This window comes from Ralstonia sp. 25mfcol4.1, assembly GCF_900104095.1.
Lineage (GTDB): Bacteria > Pseudomonadota > Gammaproteobacteria > Burkholderiales > Burkholderiaceae > Cupriavidus.
This window is the reverse complement of the sequence record NZ_FNJO01000012.1, coordinates 14421-36714: the sequence shown is the minus strand read 5'-3', so window position 1 is coordinate 36714 and position 22294 is coordinate 14421. Positions and strand designations below refer to the sequence as shown.

At 63.6% G+C, this 22294-nt stretch carries 21 protein-coding genes; 10 read left to right on the top strand and 11 right to left on the bottom strand.

The genetic code is table 11. The features are described from left to right. Window positions 1-43: 43 nt before the first annotated feature. The 10 genes from BLQ58_RS20315 to rfbC all read left to right on the top strand — a co-directional run bounded on the left by BLQ58_RS20315 (window position 44) and on the right by rfbC (window position 9413). Window positions 44-1507: a mannose-1-phosphate guanylyltransferase/mannose-6-phosphate isomerase gene (locus BLQ58_RS20315; protein ID WP_217636045.1), complete on the top strand. Its 1464-nt coding sequence runs from the start codon at window positions 44-46 to the stop codon at window positions 1505-1507. Between the two features lie 109 nt (window positions 1508-1616). Then, window positions 1617-2459 (top strand): hypothetical protein, encoded by an 843-nt coding sequence (locus tag BLQ58_RS29215; protein WP_029051272.1) that lies wholly within the window; start codon window positions 1617-1619, stop codon window positions 2457-2459. Then, window positions 2456-3718, top strand: a complete 1263-nt coding sequence (locus BLQ58_RS20310) for a glycosyltransferase (protein WP_029051271.1) — start codon at window positions 2456-2458, stop codon at window positions 3716-3718. Before BLQ58_RS29215 ends, BLQ58_RS20310 begins: the two co-directional genes overlap by 4 nt. After that, a complete protein-coding gene (locus BLQ58_RS20305) occupies window positions 3715-5013 on the top strand; it encodes a hypothetical protein (RefSeq protein WP_029051270.1) in 1299 nt (432 codons plus the stop codon). The genes BLQ58_RS20310 and BLQ58_RS20305 overlap by 4 nt, the downstream gene beginning before the upstream one ends. Before the next feature lie 6 nt (window positions 5014-5019). Further along, a complete protein-coding gene (locus BLQ58_RS20300) occupies window positions 5020-6048 on the top strand; it encodes a GHMP family kinase ATP-binding protein (RefSeq protein ID WP_029051269.1) in 1029 nt (342 codons plus the stop codon). Further along, window positions 6033-6632 (top strand): D-sedoheptulose 7-phosphate isomerase, encoded by a 600-nt coding sequence (locus BLQ58_RS20295; RefSeq protein ID WP_029051268.1) that lies wholly within the window; start codon window positions 6033-6035, stop codon window positions 6630-6632. The genes BLQ58_RS20300 and BLQ58_RS20295 overlap by 16 nt, the downstream gene beginning before the upstream one ends. Next, a complete protein-coding gene (locus BLQ58_RS20290; RefSeq protein ID WP_092601556.1) occupies window positions 6632-7324 on the top strand; it encodes a nucleotidyltransferase family protein in 693 nt (230 codons plus the stop codon). The genes BLQ58_RS20295 and BLQ58_RS20290 overlap by 1 nt, the downstream gene beginning before the upstream one ends. Then, entirely contained in the window at window positions 7321-7893 is a 573-nt protein-coding gene (gene gmhB / locus BLQ58_RS20285) for a D-glycero-beta-D-manno-heptose 1,7-bisphosphate 7-phosphatase (RefSeq protein ID WP_029051266.1), read from the top strand. The genes BLQ58_RS20290 and gmhB overlap by 4 nt, the downstream gene beginning before the upstream one ends. Window positions 7894-7976: 83 nt before the next feature. Then, window positions 7977-8849, top strand: a complete 873-nt coding sequence (gene rfbA, locus BLQ58_RS20280) for a glucose-1-phosphate thymidylyltransferase RfbA (protein WP_029051265.1) — start codon at window positions 7977-7979, stop codon at window positions 8847-8849. Between the two features lie 12 nt (window positions 8850-8861). Then, window positions 8862-9413: a dTDP-4-dehydrorhamnose 3,5-epimerase gene (gene rfbC / locus BLQ58_RS20275; RefSeq protein ID WP_029051264.1), complete on the top strand. Its 552-nt coding sequence runs from the start codon at window positions 8862-8864 to the stop codon at window positions 9411-9413. 60 nt (window positions 9414-9473) lie between these two features. Here the strand turns inward: rfbC and BLQ58_RS20270 are convergent, their stop codons facing one another. The 11 genes from BLQ58_RS20270 to BLQ58_RS20220 form a co-directional block, all read right to left on the bottom strand. After that, window positions 9474-10730 (bottom strand): oligosaccharide flippase family protein, encoded by a 1257-nt coding sequence (locus BLQ58_RS20270; RefSeq protein WP_092601783.1) that lies wholly within the window; start codon window positions 10728-10730, stop codon window positions 9474-9476. A gap of 14 nt (window positions 10731-10744) precedes the next feature. Continuing rightward, window positions 10745-11569 (bottom strand): PIG-L deacetylase family protein, encoded by an 825-nt coding sequence (locus BLQ58_RS20265; protein WP_029051263.1) that lies wholly within the window; start codon window positions 11567-11569, stop codon window positions 10745-10747. Then, entirely contained in the window at window positions 11559-12428 is an 870-nt protein-coding gene (locus tag BLQ58_RS20260; protein ID WP_254776032.1) for a GNAT family N-acetyltransferase, read from the bottom strand. Before BLQ58_RS20260 ends, BLQ58_RS20265 begins: the two co-directional genes overlap by 11 nt. Continuing rightward, the gene (locus tag BLQ58_RS20255; RefSeq protein ID WP_029051261.1) at window positions 12413-12775 is read right to left on the bottom strand and encodes a GtrA family protein; all 363 of its coding nucleotides are present in this window, start codon (window positions 12773-12775) and stop codon (window positions 12413-12415) included. Before BLQ58_RS20255 ends, BLQ58_RS20260 begins: the two co-directional genes overlap by 16 nt. Further along, window positions 12768-13763, bottom strand: coding sequence for a glycosyltransferase family 2 protein (locus tag BLQ58_RS20250; protein ID WP_029051260.1), 996 nt, complete (start codon window positions 13761-13763; stop codon window positions 12768-12770). The genes BLQ58_RS20255 and BLQ58_RS20250 overlap by 8 nt, the downstream gene beginning before the upstream one ends. A gap of 11 nt (window positions 13764-13774) precedes the next feature. After that, window positions 13775-16177: a hypothetical protein gene (locus tag BLQ58_RS20245; RefSeq protein ID WP_029051259.1), complete on the bottom strand. Its 2403-nt coding sequence runs from the start codon at window positions 16175-16177 to the stop codon at window positions 13775-13777. Window positions 16178-16321: 144 nt separating this feature from the next. Then, window positions 16322-17437 carry a glycosyltransferase family 4 protein gene (locus BLQ58_RS20240; protein ID WP_029051258.1) on the bottom strand — a complete coding sequence of 372 codons (1116 nt, stop codon included), beginning with the start codon at window positions 17435-17437 and terminating at the stop codon, window positions 16322-16324. After that, a complete protein-coding gene (locus BLQ58_RS20235; protein WP_029051257.1) occupies window positions 17434-18684 on the bottom strand; it encodes a lipopolysaccharide biosynthesis protein in 1251 nt (416 codons plus the stop codon). Before BLQ58_RS20235 ends, BLQ58_RS20240 begins: the two co-directional genes overlap by 4 nt. After that, the gene (locus tag BLQ58_RS20230) at window positions 18684-19802 is read right to left on the bottom strand and encodes a glycosyltransferase (RefSeq protein WP_049815951.1); all 1119 of its coding nucleotides are present in this window, start codon (window positions 19800-19802) and stop codon (window positions 18684-18686) included. Before BLQ58_RS20230 ends, BLQ58_RS20235 begins: the two co-directional genes overlap by 1 nt. A gap of 32 nt (window positions 19803-19834) precedes the next feature. Next, the gene (locus tag BLQ58_RS20225; RefSeq protein ID WP_049815952.1) at window positions 19835-21154 is read right to left on the bottom strand and encodes an exopolysaccharide biosynthesis polyprenyl glycosylphosphotransferase; all 1320 of its coding nucleotides are present in this window, start codon (window positions 21152-21154) and stop codon (window positions 19835-19837) included. Next, window positions 21151-22293 carry a glycosyltransferase family 4 protein gene (locus BLQ58_RS20220; protein WP_029051453.1) on the bottom strand — a complete coding sequence of 381 codons (1143 nt, stop codon included), beginning with the start codon at window positions 22291-22293 and terminating at the stop codon, window positions 21151-21153. Before BLQ58_RS20220 ends, BLQ58_RS20225 begins: the two co-directional genes overlap by 4 nt. Window position 22294: the final 1 nt, after the last annotated feature.

Below are 22294 nucleotides of genomic sequence, written 5' to 3'. Positions count from 1 at the left end.
GGACGGGCGGTTGCGCCAGCATAGTCGCAGGGCGGTGCCTTGAATGGCAAAGGAATATCTCATGATTTCGGTGACTCCAGTAATTCTGTGCGGTGGTTCCGGCACGCGCCTCTGGCCGCTGTCACGGGCCGGGTTTCCCAAGCAGTTCCTCTGCCTGACGGGTAACGAGAGCCTTTTCCAGCAGGCAATTTCCAGGGTGACGGGGTTGGGAACCGCCGAGGCGCCAGTTGGTCATCCGATCATCGTCAGCAACGAGGAGCAGCGCTTCCTGGCGCTCGAGCAACTACGGGAAACCGGGGTGCCGCTGGGCGCGGCATTGCTGGAACCGGCCGGACGCGGCACTGCGCCCGCGCTCACGCTGGCCGCACTGGCTGCCGTGGAGTCCGGCAACGACCCGGTGCTCGTGGTGACGCCGGCGGACCAGGCGATTGCCGACAATGCCGCCTATACCGCCGCGCTGCAGACGGCGGTCCGCGAAGCGGCGACGGGCGCTATCGTCATTCTTGGCATTCCTGTCGAGCGTCCGGAAACCGGTTACGGGTATATCAAGACCCGCGACAATCCGGCCGATGCCAGTACGGTGCGCGACGTCGAGGCCTTCGTCGAGAAGCCCGATGCCGCGTCGGCCCAGCGCTACCTGGAGGCGGGCGGCTATTGCTGGAACAGCGGCATGTTCGTGTTGCGCGCCTCGGTCTGGCTGGCCGCCCTTGGGGAGTTTCGCCCCGATGTGCTGGCCGCAACCCGGCTGGCCTGGGATGCGCGCACCCGCGACGACAATTTCACGCGGCCCGGCAAGGCCGAGTTCTGCGAGATTCCGGACGATTCCGTCGATTGCGCCGTGATGGAGCGCTGCCCGAACAGCCGCTTCCCGATCCGCATGGTGCCGCTGGATGCCGGATGGAGCGATCTCGGCGCATGGGACGCGATCTGGAACATTTTGCCCAAGGACGCGGCCGGTAACGCGCATCTCGGCGATGTCATTACCACCGGTAGCCGAAATACGCTGGTACATGCCACCAGCCGCCTAGTCGGGGTGGTTGGGGTCGAGGATCTCATCGTGGTCGAGACGCCGGATGCCGTCCTGGTAGCGGACAAGTCGCACAGCCAGGACGTCAAGCACATCGTCAACACGCTTAGCCGGCAGCAGCGCCAGGAGCAGACCCTGCATCGCAAGGTGCATCGCCCGTGGGGCTGGTACGACAGCGTGGACGAAAGCGACCGCTTCAAGGTCAAGCGCATCCAGGTGAAGCCCAAGGCCAGCCTGAGCCTGCAGAAGCACTACCACCGCGCGGAGCACTGGATCGTGGTCAAGGGCACGGCCGAGATCACCTGCGGTGACAGGACGACCCTGCTGACCGAGAACCAGTCGACGTACATCCCGCTTGGCGAAGTACACAGGCTTGCCAATCCCGGCAGTATGCCGCTGGAGATCATCGAAGTGCAATCGGGCAGCTATCTTGGCGAGGACGACATCGTCCGGCTCGAGGACAACTACGGACGCCGATGACTGAAGGGCGTCGCCAGCGCGGTGACCCGCTGTCACCGCGCCTGCCGCCCCTTTCCCTTCACTGTTGAATGACCGGCGCTTGCCGGACGCTGTATTCCTGGACCCCCGTATGACAAGCAATTCACCGCTGTCGCCCCGACACCTGCAGAACCTGCGCGTTGCGCTCATCGGTGCGTGCTACTACACGTCGCCTGCGGAATTCGCACGCCTGACATCGTCGTTTGCTGAGATCCTGATGCAGGACGGCGGATTTTCCCGCCAGTGCCTGGTAAGCATGCGTGCGCCAGTGGAGGCCGCCGTGGAGCCAGTCGGCGCCACATCCTGGGTACCCTGCAAGGGCCGCTTCTTCGATATCTCGGCCTATGCCTCGGCCCTGGACATCGCTGGGGATCACGACCTGTACGTGGTGCTGAACGACACACTGTTCACCAAGCACGCGTGGCGGCCCTTGGCCCAGCGCCTGAGTGCCCTGATGCCGAGCCTGGCCGCTGTCGACGAGCCCGCTGCGGCGGGCGAAGTCCATCCTTCCACCGACCTGCTGATGGTGGATGCGCGCAATCCCACGCGCCGGCACCTTTCGACGTTCTGCTTCCTGCTGAACCGGGCGGGGTTCGAGACCATGTGGGATCTGAGCCGGCAACTGCCGTCCGATGCCGAAAGCGGCACCGTGCGTGCCTGGCTCGACCAGCTCTGCAGCGCGCATACGCCCCTGAAGCACCTGCTGCACGTGCATCTGTTTGGCCCGGTCAGCCCCTGGTCATGGAAGGGCCGCCTGAACCCGTCGACGCCCGAGGACCTGATCCTGCGCAAGGCCGTCACCGTGGCGTTCGAATATCTCCTGAGCGAGACGCTCCTGCAGCGGCAGGGGCTGGTGATGCCCGTCAACTATGGATTCAAGTACCGGCTCGGTGCGAAAGCCAACGTACTGCTCTCGCGGATCGTACGAAAATGAAGAGAATCAAGCTACTCGCGCTGGGGCCCCAGGAGGTCATTCCGCCGGTGAACGGCGGCAAGGAAGGCATTCAGGGGGCACTGGCATCGCTGGCCCGCCATTTCGATGTCACCTATGCCTATCCGCGAGCCGAGAACAGTGCCGCCGTTGCCGATGGCTACCAGGCCATGGGTGTGCGCCAGCTCGCCGTGCCGTTCGCGCCGGTGGAATCGATCAGCGTGGTGGCCAATGCCACGATGCGCGGGCAACCCTACAAGTTTGCCAAGTACTCGACGGCGGATGCCGCGCGGGTGCATCTGGAAGCGATCGGCAGCGATACGTTCGACGCCATTCTCTGCTTTCACCCTCATACCGTGGCGCTGGCGGAGAAGATCAGCCGGGCCAGGGGCTGGCATGTGCCCATCGTGCTGCGCGAGCACAATATCGAGTACGAACTGGTGTACAGCTATCGCGATTCCCTGGGCGGGGTCAAGCGACTGGCGGCGGGCCTGTTCGCCCACCTTACGCGTCGCGAAGAGATTGACATCTGGAAGCGCGTGGACGCCGTGGCATTTCTGACGGACCACGACCTGGCGATTGCGCGGGCCCAGGACAAGCGCAGCAATTTCCGCCTGGCGCCCGAGGGCATTCCGATTCCCCCGAAGCGTACGGTGAGCCGTCAGGTGGTATCGACCCAGCTGCTGGCCTTGCTCAATCCGAGCGCAACCCAGAGCGTCGCCAGCCTGAAGCGCTTCCTCCACACCGTGTGGGCGCCGGCTTCGGCGGAACCGGCGCTGCAAGAAGTATCGGTCGCCGTGACCGGTGTCGACGAGAACCGCCTGGCGGCGCTGGTGGGCATGACGCCGGAGCAGCTTGGCGCATTGCGCATTCGCGCGTTGGGGTTCGTGCCGTCGCTTGCCGCCGCGTTCGCCGAATCGCTGGCGCTGGTGTCGCCCACCTATGTCGGCGGCGGCATCCGCAAGAAGATCCTTGAGGCCATGGCCAACCAGGTGCCGGTCGTGGCCACCCGCCTCGACGCCGAAAGTTGCGGCTATTTCCGTCCCGGCGAGAACCTGCTGGCGTTCGACACGGCGCAGGAATTCGTCGCCGGCGTGAGCCGCCTGGTGACCGACGACGCGTTCTGGCGCGATATTGCCGAGGCCGGCCGCCGCACCGTGGAGCAGCACGCAAGCTGGCAGCTGTTCGCGGACGAGATTCATGCGGAAATCGGCCGATTGCTCAGCGGCGCGGGCACCGTGTCGGTGTCGGAACCAGCATGATTATTTCCTGGCTGTTATCCATCGCGTTCTCGGTGTCGATCGCCCTAATGGCGTTCGGGGCATTCTATCGTCCGGAGGTTCTCGGCTATCTGGCCGCCTCTCCGGGGCCGCTGCTGCTCACGTGCTGCCTGCCCGTCGTGCTGCTGGTACGGCTGGTGGAAGGGCGCGCCCAGTCGGATGTCAGCCGCAATGTCTGGTGGATGATTGCCTACGGGGCCGTGGTATCGATCTTTTGCGCGTTGATTGCCGGTCCGACCGTGTTTTTCGTGGGCAAGTCGGTGACGCTGCTGGTGCTGTCCATGGTATGGCTGTCGCCGCTGCTGTTCATCGACCATCTGCGCATCCGGCATCTGCGCCGGGCGCTGATAGCGGCACTCGTGATCTGTGCGATCGGCTACGTGTTCAGCGATCATTTCCACCTGTTGCCATCCGCCGTGAGCGAGCTGGTGTTCGCGCCGGCGTACCAGGTGATCGGCGACGAACGCGCGCGCGGCTTCATGCAGGAGAATTCGCACTTCGGCACGATCATCGGCCGCTACGCGATGATGCTGTACCTGATCAAGGAGATGGCCCGCCCGTATTCGGCCAAGCGCCAGGCGACGTTCATGTTGCTGATGATGGTCGTGCTGGGCCTGGTGGGCTCGAAAGGCGCCGCCATCAGCATTCTCGTGGCGTTCCTCTGGGTCAGCATGTCGCGTCGGCTGATTCCGTACCTGCTGTTCTTCGCGCCGATCGTGATCGCCGTGGGCTTCCGCCAGGCCGAGGCGGTGGCGCACGACCTCAGTAATTTCACCTCGGGTTCCACGCGCATGACGCTGTGGCTGACGGGGCTGGTGGGCCAGGTCGTCAACCCATTCGGGTTCGGCTACTATGGATTTTATGGCGCGGTCCAGACATTTGGCGGCTGGGCGATGGGGTGGCTGGGCTCGATGCTCCCGCTCAATTTTTCCGAGGTGACGGAGATCGTCGAGAACCTCAGCAATGTATCGACCAAGTCCACCTTGTTCGATTTCCTGCTGGTGTTCGGCGTCTTCTTCATCTGGACCCTGTACATGATATGCCGCCGCATCCGCATCAGCGACCCGCGCGCCAAGGCAGCCATCGTCTACCTGCTGCTGACGTCGCTCGCGAGCGCGGGGCACGAATCGATTTCCTTCTTCCTTGGCTTTGCGGTGCTGTTGCTGGCATTTCCGCGCGAGGATCGCCGCGCGGTGACGGCCAGCTCGCCGGACATCGCCGCCCGGCCTATGCACGGGATCGGGAAACCACATCAAGATGATTGTCTTTTCAGGTGATTGACTATGATTATTCGAGCACGCGCGCCACTTCGTCTGGGACTCGCGGGCGGCGGTACCGATGTATCGCCGTATTGCGATGTGCATACCGGGGCAGTTCTCAACGCCACGATCGATCGCTATGCCTACGCGGTGATCAAGGTGCTGGATACGCCTACGGTCCGGTTTGTCGCCACGGACCAGAATGTGGCAGTGGAGCGCCCGTTGGACGAAGCGTTTGCAGTCGGCTCCAGGCTCGCGCTGCATGAGGCCGTCTATCGGGAGATCATGACGACGTTCAACAACGGCGTGCAGATGGCGCTCGAACTAGCAACGTTCTGCGATGCGCCGGCGGGTTCGGGCCTGGGCTCGTCCTCCACGCTGGTGGTGACGATGATCCGCGCGTTTGCGGAGTTGCTGCGCCTGCCACTCGACGACTACGCGATCGCGCGCATGGCGTTCAAGATCGAACGCGTGGATTGCGGTCTCAAGGGCGGCCGACAGGATCAGTATTCGGCAACGTTCGGTGGCTTCAACTTCATGGAGTTCTACGCCGAGGAGCGCGCGCTGATCAGCCCGCTGCGTATCAAGAACTGGATCATTTGCGAGCTGGAGGCGTCGCTGGTGCTGTTCTACACTGGCGTGTCGCGTGAATCGGCAAAGATCATCGCCGACCAGAGCAGCAACATGCAATCCGGCGGCCAGGACTCCATCGAAACCTTCCACAACATCAAGCGCGAAGCGTACGTGATGAAGGAATGCCTGCTCAAGGGTGACTTCTCCGGCATCGTCGAGTCCATGCGCCAGGGTTGGGAAAACAAGAAGAAGAGTGCGCGCACGGTATCCAATCCGCTGATCGACGAGATCTACGAGGGTGCGGTAAAGGCCGGCGCATTGGCGGGCAAGGTGTCCGGCGCGGGCGGTGGCGGTTTCATGATGTTCTTCGTGCCGCCGGACCGCCGCATGCAGGTCATTCACACATTGAATAACTATGAGGGCCAGGTGAGCAACGCTCACTTCACCAAGAACGGCACGCAAGCATGGAGCATCGTATGAACGCGACCTACATCGTCAACCAGGTCAAGGAAACCCAGCGCATCATGGCCGAAATGCTGGCGCAGCCGGCATTGCTTGCCGCCGTGGAGGCAGCTGCGATGGCCTGCGTGGCGTCGCTGAAGGCGGGCGGCAAGGTCCTGCTGGCCGGCAATGGCGGCAGCGCGGCCGATGCCCAGCATATCGCGGGCGAACTGGTCAGCCGGTTCGCCTTCGACCGGCCGGGCCTGCCGGCCGTAGCGCTGACGACGGACTCGTCGATCCTGACCGCGATTGGCAACGACTACGGCTACGAGAAGCTGTTCGCACGCCAGGTGCAGGCGCAGGGCAAGCCGGGCGACGTGCTGATCGCCTATTCGACGTCGGGCAAGTCGCCCAACGTGCTGCTGGCTTTTGAGACAGCCCGTGCTGCCGGCATCACGACGATCGGCCTCACCGGCAATCGCGGTGGCCCGATGGGCGCGCTTTGCGATCATTTGCTGGAAGTGCCGGCGGCCGACACGCCGAAGATCCAGGAAGGTCACCTGGTGCTGGGGCACATCCTGTGCGGCATCATTGAGAACGAGATTTTCGGAGGTAAGGCTTGATGGAGGCAATCGTCCTGGCTGGAGGCCTCGGCACGCGGCTGCGGCAGGTGGTGGCAGATGTCCCGAAGGCCATGGCCCCGGTTGCCGGACGCCCGTTCTTGGAGATCCTTTTGACCACGCTGGCAGGCAAGGGCTTTACTCGCGTCGTGTTGTCGCTGGGATATCTGTCCGAGCAGATCGTGCGTCACTTCGGCGACCGCTACGCGGACATGGAACTGGTCTACGAGATCGAGGACACGCCGCTGGGCACTGGCGGGGCGCTGCGCGCGGCGCTGGAGCGCTGCACTGGCGAGCACGTCTTTGTGTTCAATGGCGATACGTTCCTGGATCTGGAAGTGACCGAAGTCGTGCGCCAGCTGTCGCGCGACCCCGGCCCGATCATCGTGGCCCGTGACGTGCCCGATACCAGCCGCTACGGCCGGCTCTACGTCGAGCGCGGTCGTGTGCGAGGTTTCATCGAGAAAGGCGTTGCGGGCCCGGGGCTGATCAATGCCGGGTGCTATGTGCTGCCGCGCCGGTGCCTGGATGCATTCACCCGGGGCCAGCCCTTTTCGCTCGAATCGGACTATCTGGCGCATGCCATGACGCAGCAGCACGTCGGTGTGTTTGTCACGCGGGGGTATTTCATCGACATCGGTGTGCCCGATGACTATGCGCGGGCGCAGACCGAGTTGGCAGGTATCGTGAAATGACGCCACGGCCAGCACTGTTTCTCGATCGCGATGGCGTGGTGAATGTAGACCACGGCTATGTCCATCGCCCGACCGACTTCGAATTCCTGGATGGAATCTTCGATCTGTGCCGCGCCGCCAAGGCACAAGGCTACTGGATCTTCGTGGTAACCAACCAGGCCGGCATCGCGCGAGGCTACTACACCGAGGACGACTTTCACGCGCTGACGGAATGGATGCGCGCGGAGTTCAAGGCCGCCGGTGCGGAAATCGACGCCGTCTACTTCAGTCCGTATCACCCCGAGCACGGCATTGGCGATTACAAGCGCGAGTCGGAATGCCGCAAGCCCGGGCCGGGCATGTTTCTGCAGGCCACTTGCGAGTTCGAGGTGGACCTGACCCGCTCCGTACTCGTCGGCGACAAGATCAGCGATATCGAGGCGGGTCTGGCGGCGGGTGTGGCTTCTAACCTGCTCTTTACGCCACCGGTGGGCAAGCAGTATGAGGAATCGCAGGGCCAGGCAACGGCGGTGATCACCTCGTTGCGCGATGCGATCCGCTATCTGGCGCCGGAGGCCAGCGCCACATAAGCAGGCTTCAGGGTGCGCAGTGCGCACAGTACATGCGCACAGGGCCGGGGCAAATCCATGCACCGGCCGAGAAGGAAAAGACCATGACGACACGCAAGGGCATTATTCTCGCTGGTGGCTCCGGCACCAGGCTTTATCCGGTCACGCAGGCGGTTTCGAAGCAGCTGATGCCAGTCTACGACAAGCCGATGATTTACTACCCGCTCAGCACGCTGATGTTGGCCGGCATTCGCGAAGTGCTAATCATCTCCACCCCTGCCGACACGCCCCGCTTCCGCGAGTTGCTGGGCGACGGCAGCCAGTGGGGCATGCAGATCAGCTACGCCGTGCAGCCGTCCCCGGATGGCCTGGCGCAGGCGTTCATCATCGGGCGCGATTTTCTGAACGGCGGTTCCAGCGCGCTGATTCTCGGCGACAACATCTACTACGGCCATGATCTGCCGCGCCTGCTCAAGAATGCAGACTCGCGCGAGCAGGGGGCCAGCGTGTTCGCGTATCACGTGACGGATCCGGAGCGGTACGGCGTGGTCGAGTTCGATGCCAGCCAGAACGCCATCAGCATCGAGGAAAAGCCGCAGAAGCCCAAGAGCGCGTACGCCGTGACGGGCCTGTATTTCTACGATAGTCAGGTGTGCGACATTGCTGCTGGCATCAAACCTTCGGCGCGCGGCGAACTGGAGATCACCGACGTCAACCGGCACTACCTGAAACAGGGTTCGCTGAACGTCGAGATCATGGGCCGTGGCTATGCTTGGCTGGATACCGGCACGCACGACAGCCTGCTTGAAGCCACCGGATTCATCGCCACGCTGCAGAAGCGCCAGGGCCTGATGGTGGCGTGCCCCGAGGAGATCGCTTTCGGGCAGGGCTGGATCGATGCCGCCAAAGTGCAGGAGCTTGCCACGCCACTGGCCAAGAACGGGTACGGCAAGTACCTGCTCGGTCTTCTGAAATAAAGGAACGTTGCCATGCCATTTGTCGCGACTCCGACAGCGTTGCCCGAAGTCCTCGTCATCGAGCCGAAGGTCTTTGGCGATGATCGTGGATTCTTCTTCGAAAGCTTCAACCAGCGTGATTTCCAGCAGCTGACCGGGCTGGACACGGCCTTTGTCCAGGACAACCACAGCCGCTCCGCCAAGGGCGTGCTGCGCGGCCTGCATTATCAGATCTGCCAGCCGCAAGGCAAGTTGGTGCGTGTGGTGCGCGGGGAGATATTCGATGTGGCCGTGGACCTGCGGCGCAGCTCGCCCAATATTGGCAAATGGGTTGGCGTGACCCTGTCCGAGCAGAACAAGCGGCAGTTGTGGGTGCCGCCTGGCTTTGCGCACGGATTCGTGGCTACCAGCGACGCAGTGGAGGTGCTCTACAAGACCACCGACTACTGGTATCCCGAGCACGAGCGCAGCCTTCTCTGGAACGATACGACGGTGGGCGTGCAATGGCCCATCGACGGCGAGCCGACCCTGGCCGCCAAGGATGCCGCCGGCAAGCGGTTTGCCGATGCGGACAAGTTCGACTGATGTCGATGCGCCAGGCTGCCGCGCAATGCGGGTGGCCTGGCGGTCGTCGTGCGCCGCCGTCTAGGCGGGCGGCGCCTGTGTGTCCAGGCGCCGGCGTTCCCGGACATATATCCACGCGAATGCAGCGGCGCCGATCAGCTCCGTCAGTATGACCGAGACGATCGTCCCTTCCGCAGCCCACCCCAGCGTCAGGGGCACGACGTAGATCATGTGCAGGACTGTCGCGACGACATAGACATTGCGCAGGGCATGCGTCTTGCCCATCGCCATCAATCCCAGGTTGCCGTAGACCAGCGCCAAGCCGATGACCGGCAGCATGATCGCCTCGAGCTTCAGCAGGCCGATCGACGGGCGGAACTGCTCGCCAAGCCAGAACGTCACGGCCCAGTCGGCGGCCAGCATGATGACGGCCAGCATGACGACTGACGAGCCCATGATGGCCACTGCCGCCGTGCGGACCAGCCTGTGCGCGGCCGCGGGGTCGTTGGCGTTGTACTGGCTGATGCGCGGGTAGAACGCCTGCCCGATGACGACGAACACCGCTTGTGCCGCTAATCGGATCTTGTCGGCCATGGCGAACTGCCCAACGACCACGGGTCCGTAGAAGTAGTTCAGCAGGATCGAATTGAAGTTGACGTAGAAGCTAATGAGTACGACGGAGAGGAACACCGGAAACCCATCGACCAGCGTTACACGGATTTCCCGCAGCCGGACGGTGGTGAAGGCCACCAGCTTTCCGTTGGAAATGATGGCAAGCGCCGCCACGGCCAGCGCCGCATTGCCAATGCTGATGCCGAGTGCGGCCAAGGCTGCATCGCCATCGCCCTTTACCAGCGACACCACGCAAATCAGGCTGATAGCTTTCGATGCGAAGGTGGGCAGTACCAGAGCCTTCATGCGTTCGAGGCCCTGGAACAGCCATAGTGGCGTCAAGGCATTTGCGATGAGCCCTACGCTAGCTGCAGCGAATACCGCCCAGTGCTGCCGGATGTCGGGCACGAAGGCGATGCCGCCCAGCAGCAATAGCAGCGCTCCCAGCATCAGCGCAACTCGTCCCGATGTGGTGCTTGAATAGACGCGATTTAGCGCGTCAGGCTCGTTCCGGTGCAGCGATACCAGCCGAGTGGCCGTCAGGTTGTAGCCATAGTCCGTGAGTAGCATTAGGTATTGCATGATCGCTTGGCAGTAGGCGAGCACGCCGAACTCCTTCACACCCAGGACCTTGCCCAAGTAGGGCAGCAACAGGAGCGGAAACAGATAGTTGCCGCCCTGGATCAGGATCAGATAGAAGAAGGTCTTCTTGATCGTAGTGGTCATCGTATGGGCCGTGATCAAAGGGCCGGATTGGGAGGCTTGGGGGCATTGATGGCCGACGCGCGGCGGGCCAGCCATGCTTGGATGTGCGAGGTGACTTCGGGCCAGGTCGCGAAACGCCGGGATTCGTAATAGAGCGGGCCGGCATGAGGCCGTTCGGCAATCCTCGTCAGGCTGGCGCGCTGCACCGCCTGCGTCCCCTTGAACACGAGATGCAGCAACATGAAGGGGAACAAGCCGATCCAGCTCTTTCGCTGCGACGGATAGCTCAGCGCATATCGCAGGAACCGAATACGATGCCCCCATGGTATGCGCTGCGCATCGGCCGGCCCGTTCTCGCGCAGGGGCGAAAGCACTTTGAAAAAAGGCGCGGGGCAACGATATGCGTTGTAAAGTGGAAACTGCCGGACGACGTCCAGCAGTGCCGCGTCGGCGCATGCCATGAGCGCGCTGGCATGCAGGCTGTCGTGATCGGGATGACCGCCTTCCCATGCAGGCAGGTAGACACACTGCACGTTGGCGAGTGCGTCGAGCCACCGGCGGGTCCAGGTGCCCGCAGGCCCTAGCGAGGACAGCAGTTGGCCGTCGCTGATATTAAGCTCGGTACCCGGGAACCTGACATCGGCCGGCAGCACGCCAAGTTGTTTCAGCACTCCCAGGGATTCCTTGTCGCGCTGTGAGGAATCCCCGCCCTGAGAGACACCGGTGGTGAAATAGGCGCAGACCACGTGATGTCCCCGCCTGACGGCGGCAAGAATCAGCTCATAGGCACCGAATTCATCGTCCTGGTGCGCGAAAAGGAACGCAGAGACGGGGCGCGCCCCGGACGCTTCAGTAGGCATCGAAGTCCAGGAACGAGAACTGAACGTGGCCACGCGTCAGCTGCCGGCTTTCACCCTGCAGCGACCGGTAGATTAGGTTCAGCGGCGACGGACGCAGGCGCGCCGGAATCTGGGCGTAGGTGTGGAATTCGCAGGCGCCGTCGGGTGTGAGTCCTAGGTAGAGGCGGAACGGCGCTCCGCGTCCACCGGTGGCGGCGCTCTGCAGAGCCGCAGAGACGGGAAGCTCCGCATACGCAGACAGAATCCGACCCGACGCCTGCGCGGTCAAACTGAGTTTTTGCCCGTGGCGCTGACATTGGATCGCGTTGACGGGATTGGCCTGCCGCCATCCGATTGCTTCCCGCGTCCAGGTTCGCTCGAACTCTGCGTTGCGGGCGACGGCGTCAAAATCGATGCCCAAGCCGCCGATGCCGAGTCGAGCGTCTAGCGGCTGCACCAACTGGAAGCCCAGCTTCCTCACAAACCCTGGTGTGCTGTTGGCATTTGCCACGCCATACACACAATCGAAACCCAACTCGGCCGCGTGGCGATAGGTCATGTTCGCAAGCTGCGTGAACAACCCCTTGCCCTGGTATTCAGGGTGTGTCGCCGTGTTCAGTGAGAGCAGCGCGCGCGCTTGCGATCCGCCGATGCGAACCATTGCTGGAACACACGCGTAGTGCGCGATCAGGAGGTCGCCGTCAAATGCATCAAATCCGACGACCTGACCGTCCGGATTGCCGGCATACAGCCAACGAAGGAATGCGGGATGCCGGAACTTGTCTGCCGTTGGAAAGCACTTCAGGAATAGGGCCCTGTACCGCAGCAGCTTGTCCGCCTCGACACCTGCCTGTGCATAAGTTGTCATCGGAATACCCATAGTCTGCTAAGCACGAATCCATTGAGCGCGACGATGGGCAGCGAGATGATCTTTCCGACCAGAGCGCTGTCAAATTGGTGCTTGGCCACCACGATCAGGCTCATCGTGATTAGGTAGTTCAACAAGACCACAGTGCCGTATCTGAAGGGCATGGAAGCTGTATGTCGCGCCTTGAAGGTAACACGCGCGTGGCAGACGTAGTTGACGACGAGCCCCACGACAAAGCCCACGGACGCAGCGATGCCATAGCCCACGCGCATGTGCATCAGCGCCTGCATCGATGCGATATCCACGAGCATCGACAGGATGCCACCCAACACGAAGAAGATGAACTGGCGCTTAATCATCGACCGTACCGCGAACTGACGGCTTGCGCCTGGCGCGCTTCTGGATGGCTCGATGCGGGACCGACGCGATGTCGTAGGCGATGAAAGCCAGTGTGAATTGCAGCCCGATCAGCAGGAGCACGGCTGCCAGCATGACGGTGCCTGCCGGCGTGGCCGTGCCGCGCTGTATCGACCCGACCCAGTGAATGCCGCCGTACAGCATGCCTGACAGCATCATCGCGATCCCCAGCGGCAACTCGATGGATGCCAGCGACATGTCGCGGAGATAGTAGTTGTAGAAGATCCGCTTGACGAAATTCCGGGCGTGCTTGAACAGAAACTCGCCCACGATTTTCCGAATGTGCAGGCCACTCACCTCGTCGCCATATTTGGCGTCCATGGGCACATCAACCACGACGGCGCGCAAGGTATTCAGGCGAAACAGCATATCGGTCTCGAAGAAGTACCGGCGGCTAATCTTCGCGAAGGGAAGCCGTTGCGCTACATCGCGATGAATTGCGGTGTAGCCATTGGTCGGATCGAACAAGTCCCAGTAGCCGGACGACACTTTGGTCATGAACGACAGGATGGCGTTGCCGAACAACCGTACCTTGGGCATCGCGGCGATTTCCTCGAGGTCGAAGAACCGGTTTCCCTTGGTGTAGTCGGCTTCGCCGCTCATGATTGGCGACACGAAATCGGGTATCAGCGCCGGGTCCATTTGTCCGTCGCCATCGAGCTTGACCATAATGTCCATGCCGTCCGCAATGGCCTGCTGATAGCCGCGCATAACCGCACCGCCAACACCAAGGTTGACCTCGTTCTTAAGGACAACGACGCGCGGGTCCTGATTGCTAGCTGTCACGTAGTCACCGCTGCCATCTGGGCAGCAGTCGTCCACCACATAGATTCTGGAACACTCCGGCCCGATGCGCGCAAGCAGGCCGAGAATGTGCGTCCTGACCCTGTAGCTTGGAATCACGACGGCAATGGCGGGTTGGTTTTGCATCGTTCGCGTCTTCAATGGGAGTCAATCTTCACGTTCGTAACGACGACCTGGGCCGTGTCCTGTCTCGCGAGTTGAAGTTCTGCATGCGTCACGCCAACAGGAACGGGCAGTGCTTCGGTGAAATCGGATTCAGTCGTGTCGCAGGGAACTAGTCGATAGTACGCATCATCGCTGGTGTTCCACCGCAGGGTCAGGATCATGCGTCCCTTTGGCGAGTCGCAGCGCGATGTCACCCGATAGCGCAGCGATGTGGCGCGGTCAATCGCAAGCGTGGCCAAGGGCTTCGGCTGCTCACTCTCGACGATTGTGCCTTTCTCACCGGTCTGGTCCAGTAAATCAAAGATTCTACGATATGCCAGGTCGGTGTCAGTTAAACGATATAGCGTGTAGTTATCGAGCCGCAGCACAGGGTATGCCGTGCGGCTAAGGTATTCTCGCAACGCCCAGCCCGCGCTTCCGGCAGGGTAGTTGTCAAACGTGCTCCAGATAACGAAGGCGATTCTCTCCTGTTTCAGGAAGGCTACGATCGCGTCAGAATCGCGCGCCGCGTCAAAGGCTGCCGCGTGGACGGGTGCGTACCAGTTCGTGTACACCGGCTTGCCACGTAGCGTTGCCCCGAACGGCGCCGACGCCGGATACAGGACGGTAGCCCCCGCGTATCGGTCATTGAGATACGCCGTGAGCTGCTTGGGTGCGTTGTACCGGTTGGCAATGACGTCACGGCGGGCGGCGGTGTAGGCCTGTTGCGGGCTGGTGCGGTCAAATACCCAGGAAATGCCTGGGAGGAAGTAAAAGTTCAGCCCGACGCAGGCCAGTATCACAGCCCGGATAGTCAGAATGCTCCGAGGCAGGTCTTGGGCGAGCAAGAGGCCGATCAGAACCGTCGCCATCGGCAGTACCGGAAACACGTAGCGCCAGTACTGGGTCATGTAGAACATGATGATCCCGAAGCCGAACAGCGGAATCAAGACAATCAACACCTTGCAAGCACCGTCGCGCGTGAGCGCCAGCAAAGCGAGCGCCGGCAAGAAGAGGTACTGGAATCCCGCCACGAAGTCCTTCGACTCATTGAACGCCGATGTCTTGAAGAAGACGTTCCAGTAGCTCTGCAGCGAGAAGCCTTGGTTCCAGCGCTGGTCGGAAAAGTTGACTGCCTCGAAGTACGGCGATTTGAAGATGCCGTTGTAGAGCGGAAAAACCGGGTTGCCGGTGACTATCCACGCGTTCACATACGACCCGAGTGCCGCGACGGCGAACATGCCAATGGCAAGCACGAGAAAGCTGGGGTACCGTAGCGCGGCGGGGGGTGCGCTGCCGGCGGATGTACGGGCCGCCTGTACGACCGCTGTGCCGATCAGCAGCACGCCTGCTACCGCCCCCGGGAGCTTCGTGGCCGCACAGAGCGCGGCAATCGCTAGCAGCGCCAGGGCGTCGGCCGATGCCCACTTTTTGCGGATCTGCATCGTCAACCTCGTACCGCACGCCATCAGCGTTGCCAGGAACAGCTCGGCTTGGAGCGTGCTCAGAAGGCTGGCAAGCATCGGCGTGCTGCCGAGCGCCAGCAACAGCAGCAGTCTGTCCAGTTGGCCGAGGCGGAAGTGGAACAGGGTGCTCCAGACCTGGATGTACAGCAGCAGGAGTAGGGCGAGATTCAGTGCTGCCCGGGCGTCCTCACCGGCGCAGAGCGAAGCAATGGCGTGGAGTCCCGCAACCGAAAGCGGCGCCACTTCCCATACTTGCGTGAGCACATCGAACGAATACCGCTGATGCAGCGCAAGTTCGGTCCACAGTCGTAGGTGATGCGCATTGTCGTCATAGCCGACGGTCGGGAAGAAGGCGTAGCGCGCACTGATGGCCAGCAGCGCCAGCAGGACGACCAGGCCCCAATACGGCATGCCGTCCACGATTTTTGCAGCCGCTGTAAGCCGGTTGCCCAACTCCTGCCGTAGCTTCGCTGCATTGCCCGGACGCAGCAGGGCGAGAGCTGGCAACGCCAGCACCGCCCAGTAAATGTGCCGATAGTTGATTGGTGCATGGATCGCCAGTCCCAACATGGCCAAGAGCAGCGCCAAGCCGACGAATATCGATGCCGACCAGCCGGGGCTCCCATCGTCGGTGCGAAATGCTAGCGCCAACAGGCCACGGCCGTAGAGCAGCGCCGACACGAACAGGGCGGCAGTGGAAAGCGCGGCATCGAGGCCGACTCCGAAAGCAAGGTATCCGCCAAGGCTTGCGACGATGAGAGGGCGGGCGAGCAGCGGGGTGCAAAGGCGCAGCGCCAGCGCCAGGGCCAGCCATCCCGAAATCCAGGCAGCGAGGTCCTGGGCAGCGTCGAACGACCAGTAGAGCGGCAGCGCAGGGCTATACCGGGACAGCGCCGCAAGGATGCCTACGACGGATGCAGCAGCCAGCACGGCTGTTAGGTAGCTTCTTGTTCTAGTCAGTCGAGACACGGAAATCGGGAGATTGCAGGACAATGGAAACCGTCGCCTGTCAGATTTGGTATGTGCAAACCGGTCCGGGCAAATGCGGCATTCTAGATTGACGCCCTTGACTCGTCACGCGGAGCCGTGCCGGCAAGCGGAGGGCCGGGCCTTAGCATCCAGCAGGACTTCCCATGCCGTCACGACGAGTTTCGCGTCGAAGGTGGAAGCGAGCCGACGGCCCGCTGCCGTCAGCGAAGCCATGTCGGAAGTCCCCCGGATGGCTTCGAGCAGTGCCGCGCCCAGGGCTTCCGGATCTTCGACTGGCACTGTCAGCGCGTTGTCGCCCGACCGCAGCAGTTCCCTAGGGCCGGTTTCGCAATTGGTGGAGACAATTGGCAGGCCGAAAGCCATTGCTTCGATCAATACTAGTCCGAAGCCCTCGTAACGTGAGCTGAGACAGAATATTGATGCCTTCGTGTAAGCAGCACTGGCATCGGCACAGACTCCAGGCATCCGGACGAAATTGCGCAAGCCAAGATTGTCCACAAGGGCCTCCAGCGACTGCCTTTCCTCCCCGTCTCCGTGGATCACGAGGCTCCAGTCGGGCACGACCGGGGCAATCCGGGCCCACGCGCGGATCAGCACGTCGAAGCCCTTGGCGTACACCAAGCGCCCCATAGCCAGCACGGTCTTGTTCCGGCGCGGCGAAGGCATATCCGGGAACGGGAAGGGTAGTGGGTTGGCTATGCAGGTCACCGTGCTGCGCGGCCGCACGGTCTGGAGCCACCGCCTGCGATCCCTCTCCGTCAACACCACGACCGCCTCGTTTGTCCCCGCCGCCAACCACCGAGCCATCCGCCGCGCCCGCCGTCCCAGATCCTCGTCAAAATGACAGTGCTCCCACGCAATCCGCCGCACCTTCAGCCCCACAGTTGCCGGCAGCGTGAACAGCGTCAGCATAGTATCGACTTCAATCAGCACGTCGACACCGTGCTGGCGAACGAAGCGCCGGATGCCGGCCACCGTGGCGAGGTATTTGCGCTTGAATGAGGGCCGTGATTCAAACAGCGCGTCGTGCACGACATCCGGATGGAGCGGAAAAACGCTGTCCCGGTCCCACAGGCTCAGCACGAATACCCGATACCGGCGCTCGGCCAGCGCACTCGCAATGACCGCAGTCATGCGTTCGGCGCCGGCAAAGGCGTTCAGCGTGCCGGTCAGGAAGCAGATGGTGGGTAGCTTGCTCATGCCGATGCCATTTGCCGGGCGGGGCGGTGCCGCCACCAGAGCAGCGCGCCCACCATCACGGCGACGGCGTTGCCTAGGCCGTAGCCGGCAACGGCGGCCCAGTTGCCGAAACGCGGAATCATCAAGAGGTCCCACACCAGAATCGTGGCCAGGACCAGCGCCCACTTGACGGTCACCCAGCGCGGTTGGCGCAGGTGGGCTGCCAGCAGCGTCAGCGCGACATCCGCGAACACCAGCGCGGAGATAATTGCCGCGATACGCAGCAGCCCGACCGTGGTCGAGAACGCGTGCCCATATAGCAGCGTCACGATCCACGGGGCGCATGCGGCGAGGGCCAGGCCGCCGGCAAGCCCCAGCCCTCCCAAGCCCAGCGCAATGCGACCGATGCTGGCGTGGGCATCGTCGAAACGCTGGCGTGCGTAGACATAGCTTGGCGCGACACCTGCGGCCAGGATAGTCGCCACCATCGTGAAGTTGTCCAGGATCTGCATGCATGCTGCATAGGCACCGAACTCTGCCGCCGGTACGGCGGGCTGCAGGATCAACTGGTCGACGCGGCGTGCGCCCATCATCAGGATGAAGCTAATCCAGAACAGCGTGCCGGCGCCCAGCAGTTCACGCGCCAGCGCCGGTTGCCAGCCGGCATGGCCCGGCACGCGCTGGCGCCAGTAAGAGATGGCGAGCAGGCCGGCAAGCACGATGGCCTCTACCGCGAACGCGAGGGCATATCCCGCCACGTTCGTGACATGGGCGGCGAACAGCGCGCCCACCAGCGATGCCTTGATGGCCAGTGCGGCCAGACTGAATAGCGTTCCGGGACGGTTGTTGGTATGGGCCTGCATCCAGGCCGTGACCACGCCGACAGGCTCGCGAAGCAGGATGGCGATGCCCAATAGCAGGGCGGCATGCCAGATGTCGGCCAGCGGTGCGGTGATGCCCAGGTACCCGCACATCAGCAGATAGCCGATGACGCCCCCGCCCAGGCGCAGTACGAACGCCTGCCACAGCAACTGTTGCTCGGCCGCGGGCGTCGCCGCCGCCACCAGCCGTGGCACCACCACTTCGGCACTGCACACGAGCGCAAACGATGCGGCGATCAGCACGATCGATTGCGCGTACTGGAAGTGCGCGAAGCCCTCCGGTCCCAGGGCGCGCGCCAGCATCGCGACTACGCCGACGCCTACGCCCACCTGCAAGCCTCGTTCGGCCAGCATCCAGAGCAGGTTGCCCGCAACGCGTCGCCGCATCAGGCAGCCTCCGCTTGCGGCACGACGGCGGTGCTTGGAAGGCTGGCGTAGAGCGCGAGCCAACGGCGGGCCACGGCTTCAATAGAGAAGGCGGCCAGCACACGGGCGCGGCGGCCGGCTTGCGCCGTGGGCGTTCCGGTCCCCGCGCGCAGGGTATCGGTCAGCGCCGCGGCAAGCGCATCGACGTTGCCACGGGGCACGATCGTGCCGAGCTCGCCAACCACTTCCTCCGCACCCGGCGCGTCGGTCGATACGACCGGGCAGCCGCATGCCAGGGCTTCCACCAGCACCATCGGCAGGCCTTCCACGTCTGAAGACAGCGCGAAGGCGTCGGCGGCGTTCAGCAAGGCGGGGATGTCATTGCGCTGCCCTAGCAACGTCACGCGGGACGCGATGCCGAGCGACGTTGCCAGATCTGACAGCGGCTCCCGCAGCGCACCGTTGCCGGCAATCAGTAGATGCGAGGGAATGGCCGGATCGATGCGGGCGAACGCGCGGATCAGCGTGTCCTGGGCCTTCTCGGGCACCAGCCTGCCGACGTTGAGCAGCAAGCGCGTGTCGGCACCCACGCCGAGTTGCGCGCGCGAAGCCTGGCGCACCGTCGGGTCGGGCTGAAAGCGGTCGGTGTCGATGCCATTGGGCACGACGATGATCCGCGACGCCGGTACACCGCCCGCGGCGATCATGCCGAGACGTCCATCGTTGCTGACATGGGTAGTGATGTCCGTCCAGCGGTCCGTCAGCCGGTATGCGGCCATACGCAGCGGGCCGCCCTCGCGGAAGCTGTGCGCCGTGCAGACCAGCGGCGGGCAGGGCGCCACGCGCGTCAGTGTCCGCGCGAACAGGTTGGCGTGCACCATATGGGCATGCATGACGTCGGGCCGCCATGCGCGGACCAGCCGGCGCGCCTGCCAGAGGGCGCGCATCATGCCCGCCGGCGTCTTGCGCATGTTGAGCTCTACCACGAGGGCGCCCGGCGGCACGTCGATCTTCCGCCCCGGCGACAGGCTCAGGATGGCAACGGCGTGGCCCATCGCCAGAAAGGAATGCGCCAGCGCCACCACCTGGTGCTCCGCGCCGCCGACCTTGAGCCCGGTTGTGACCAGCATGATGCGCATTGGCGAGCGCCCCGCTGGCGCGGTTGATGTCATCAACGCGCTCCGTACCCGGTCAGCAACGTCCGCACGGTCTTCACCGCGATCAGCAGGTCCAGCGCGAACGAGCAATGCTTGACGTAGTACAGGTCATAGCTGAGCTTGGTCACCGTTTCGGCATGGGAGCCGACATATCCCTGCTGCACCTGCGCCCAGCCCGACAGGCCCGGCCGCACCAGGTGCCGATAAGGGTAGTACGCGATGGTTTCCGAGAACTCTTCGACCATCGGCACCTGTTCCGGGCGCGGGCCGATGAAGCTCATGTCGCCGACCAGCACGTTCCACAGTTGCGGGATCTCGTCGAGCCGGTACTTGCGGATGATGCGGCCCACGCGAGTCACGCGCGGGTCCTGGCGCAGCGCAAACTGTGCCGGGGCTTGCTTGTCCACGCCCATGCTGCGGAACTTCAGCATCGTGAACGGCCTGCCGAAAAGACCCACGCGCCGCTGCCGGAACAGCGCGCCTCCCGGCGACTCGAGGCTGACCGCCAGCGCCACGGCCAGGCCGATGGGGACGGCCAGCGGGGCGAGCGCAATCACCGCGACGATGTCGGTCAGCCGCTTGATGTAGTCGAACAGGTAATGGTCGGCGTAATCGTCGAAAAAATTCTCGTCGATGTGATCCAGGCCCACGCGCCCGGTCAGCATCTCGCCGATCCGTTCGACGGAGTACATGCGAAGGTGTCCCAGCCGGTACTGCGTCAGCCGCCGCGTGCGCGCGGGGTCGGCTGTCAGGCCGCGCTCCACCAGGATGCCGTCGCAATGCATGGCTTCCTCCGGCGAACCGATCTGCTCGAAGCGGGTGGTGGCGGGCGGATTGGCGCCGGGCATCGCGATGATGCGGTTCAGGTGCTGCAGGGTCTCGGGGTCCATGTAGCCGAACACCGGCACGTACTTCTGCACGTAGCGGCGATAGCCGAGCCAGGTCCATGCCAGCGTGGTGATGTAGCCCACCAGCACGGCGCCCCGCGAGTACTCGATATGGAACCCCGCATAGACGATCAGCAGCAGCGCGAACGGCAGGGTAGCGGCCACGCCGACGATGCTGGCGCCTTCCATGGCCGGCAGATGCAGCGCCCGGTGCACCAGCAGGAACGCCGCTAGGTAGGGCAGCATCGACCACAGCAGCGTGCGCGGGAAGATATAGGTCACAAAGCCCGCCTGGTGAGCGGCCTCGGACAATGCGGCGTTGACGCCGAACAGCACCAGGCCCACGGCAGCCCACGCAATCATGCGGCTGGCCCGCCGGATCGTCTCCGACCTGGCCGGGGTGGCCGAACCACTGCGGCGTAGCGAGCCGGTGTGCAGGGTATTCATGATGCTTGGGCGCGTGTGTCGGGCTGGCGGTTGCCTGCCAGCACCTGTTGATAGACCGTCCAGGTGGCGCGGACCATAGGCTCCAGGCCATACGCCTGCTCCCACCGCAGCCGACCGGCTGCGCCAGCGGCAGCGCGCGCCGCCGCGTCGGCGGCGACCTGGTGCAGCGCGTCGGCAAAGGCAGCCGGGTAGTTGTCCGACACCAGCACGCCGCACCGCCCTTCGCCAAGCTGTTCCCGAATGCCAGGCAGGTCGCTGGCGATCACCGGCAACCCGGCACGCATGGCTTCGAGAATCGAAATGGGGAAACCCTCATGGTCGGAGGCCAGCAGGAATAGCTGCGCGCTGGCAAGCACGGCAGGGATATCGTCGATGCTGCCCGCAAAACGCACGCGGCCGGGGGCCAGTGGACCGGCCAGCCGCTCCAGGCTGGCGCGCTGAGGGCCGTCGCCGGCGATGACCAGTTCGCAGTTGGGCAGTTGTGCCGCGGCAAACGCCTGGATCAGCACGTCCGGACGCTTCGGGGGCGCCAGCCGCATGACCGTCACCACGCGCCGAAGGGCGTCGCCCGGCTGCGCGCGCTCCGCCACGTCGGCAATGCCGTTTGGAATCACGCTGATGCGATCGGCGCGGATGGGCAGCTGGCGCGCCATGGCGCGCTCGGCCTCCGCCACGCAGATGACGTGGCTCGTCAGCGGCGCAAGTAGCCATTCGGCGAGCCGGGCGATGGTGCGCTGCTTCCATGGCGCTGCCGGCTTGAACGCAAAGCCATGCACCGTATAGACCACCGGTATCCCAAGCAGCTTGCCGGCGATGCGGCCCAGCGCGCTCGCCTTGGCGCTGTGCGTATGCAGGATGTCCGGCCTTGCCTCGCGCAGGGCACGCCTCAGTTCCCCCAGGGCGGCCACGGCCTTGAACGGCGACAGGGCGTTGTCCAGCTCGGCCAGCCGGATGGCAGGAATCCCCAGGTCGCGGGCCAGGTCGAACAGCGGCCCGTCACCACCGGCCAGCAACGTGACATCGGCCTGCCCGCGCAGGGCGCGCAGCAGGTCGGCAACATGGCTCTGGGCGCCGCCAGTCTCGGAATTGGTGATGAGACAGGCGATGCGTGGCCGTTCAGTCGACGGGATCAAGGGCAAT

Coding starts and splice junctions, on each gene's coding strand:
- BLQ58_RS20315 (WP_217636045.1), top strand. CDS start 44: ATGGCAAAGGAATATCTCATGATTTCGGTGACTCCAGTAATTCTGTGC.
- BLQ58_RS29215 (WP_029051272.1), top strand. CDS start 1,617: ATGACAAGCAATTCACCGCTGTCGCCCCGACACCTGCAGAACCTGCGC.
- BLQ58_RS20310 (WP_029051271.1), top strand. CDS start 2,456: ATGAAGAGAATCAAGCTACTCGCGCTGGGGCCCCAGGAGGTCATTCCG.
- BLQ58_RS20305 (WP_029051270.1), top strand. CDS start 3,715: ATGATTATTTCCTGGCTGTTATCCATCGCGTTCTCGGTGTCGATCGCC.
- BLQ58_RS20300 (WP_029051269.1), top strand. CDS start 5,020: ATGATTATTCGAGCACGCGCGCCACTTCGTCTGGGACTCGCGGGCGGC.
- BLQ58_RS20295 (WP_029051268.1), top strand. CDS start 6,033: ATGGAGCATCGTATGAACGCGACCTACATCGTCAACCAGGTCAAGGAA.
- BLQ58_RS20290 (WP_092601556.1), top strand. CDS start 6,632: ATGGAGGCAATCGTCCTGGCTGGAGGCCTCGGCACGCGGCTGCGGCAG.
- gmhB (WP_029051266.1), top strand. CDS start 7,321: ATGACGCCACGGCCAGCACTGTTTCTCGATCGCGATGGCGTGGTGAAT.
- rfbA (WP_029051265.1), top strand. CDS start 7,977: ATGACGACACGCAAGGGCATTATTCTCGCTGGTGGCTCCGGCACCAGG.
- rfbC (WP_029051264.1), top strand. CDS start 8,862: ATGCCATTTGTCGCGACTCCGACAGCGTTGCCCGAAGTCCTCGTCATC.
- BLQ58_RS20270 (WP_092601783.1), bottom strand. CDS start 10,730: ATGACCACTACGATCAAGAAGACCTTCTTCTATCTGATCCTGATCCAG.
- BLQ58_RS20265 (WP_029051263.1), bottom strand. CDS start 11,569: ATGCCTACTGAAGCGTCCGGGGCGCGCCCCGTCTCTGCGTTCCTTTTC.
- BLQ58_RS20260 (WP_254776032.1), bottom strand. CDS start 12,428: ATGGGTATTCCGATGACAACTTATGCACAGGCAGGTGTCGAGGCGGAC.
- BLQ58_RS20255 (WP_029051261.1), bottom strand. CDS start 12,775: ATGATTAAGCGCCAGTTCATCTTCTTCGTGTTGGGTGGCATCCTGTCG.
- BLQ58_RS20250 (WP_029051260.1), bottom strand. CDS start 13,763: ATGCAAAACCAACCCGCCATTGCCGTCGTGATTCCAAGCTACAGGGTC.
- BLQ58_RS20240 (WP_029051258.1), bottom strand. CDS start 17,437: ATGAGCAAGCTACCCACCATCTGCTTCCTGACCGGCACGCTGAACGCC.
- BLQ58_RS20235 (WP_029051257.1), bottom strand. CDS start 18,684: ATGCGGCGACGCGTTGCGGGCAACCTGCTCTGGATGCTGGCCGAACGA.
- BLQ58_RS20230 (WP_049815951.1), bottom strand. CDS start 19,802: ATGCGCATCATGCTGGTCACAACCGGGCTCAAGGTCGGCGGCGCGGAG.
- BLQ58_RS20225 (WP_049815952.1), bottom strand. CDS start 21,154: ATGAATACCCTGCACACCGGCTCGCTACGCCGCAGTGGTTCGGCCACC.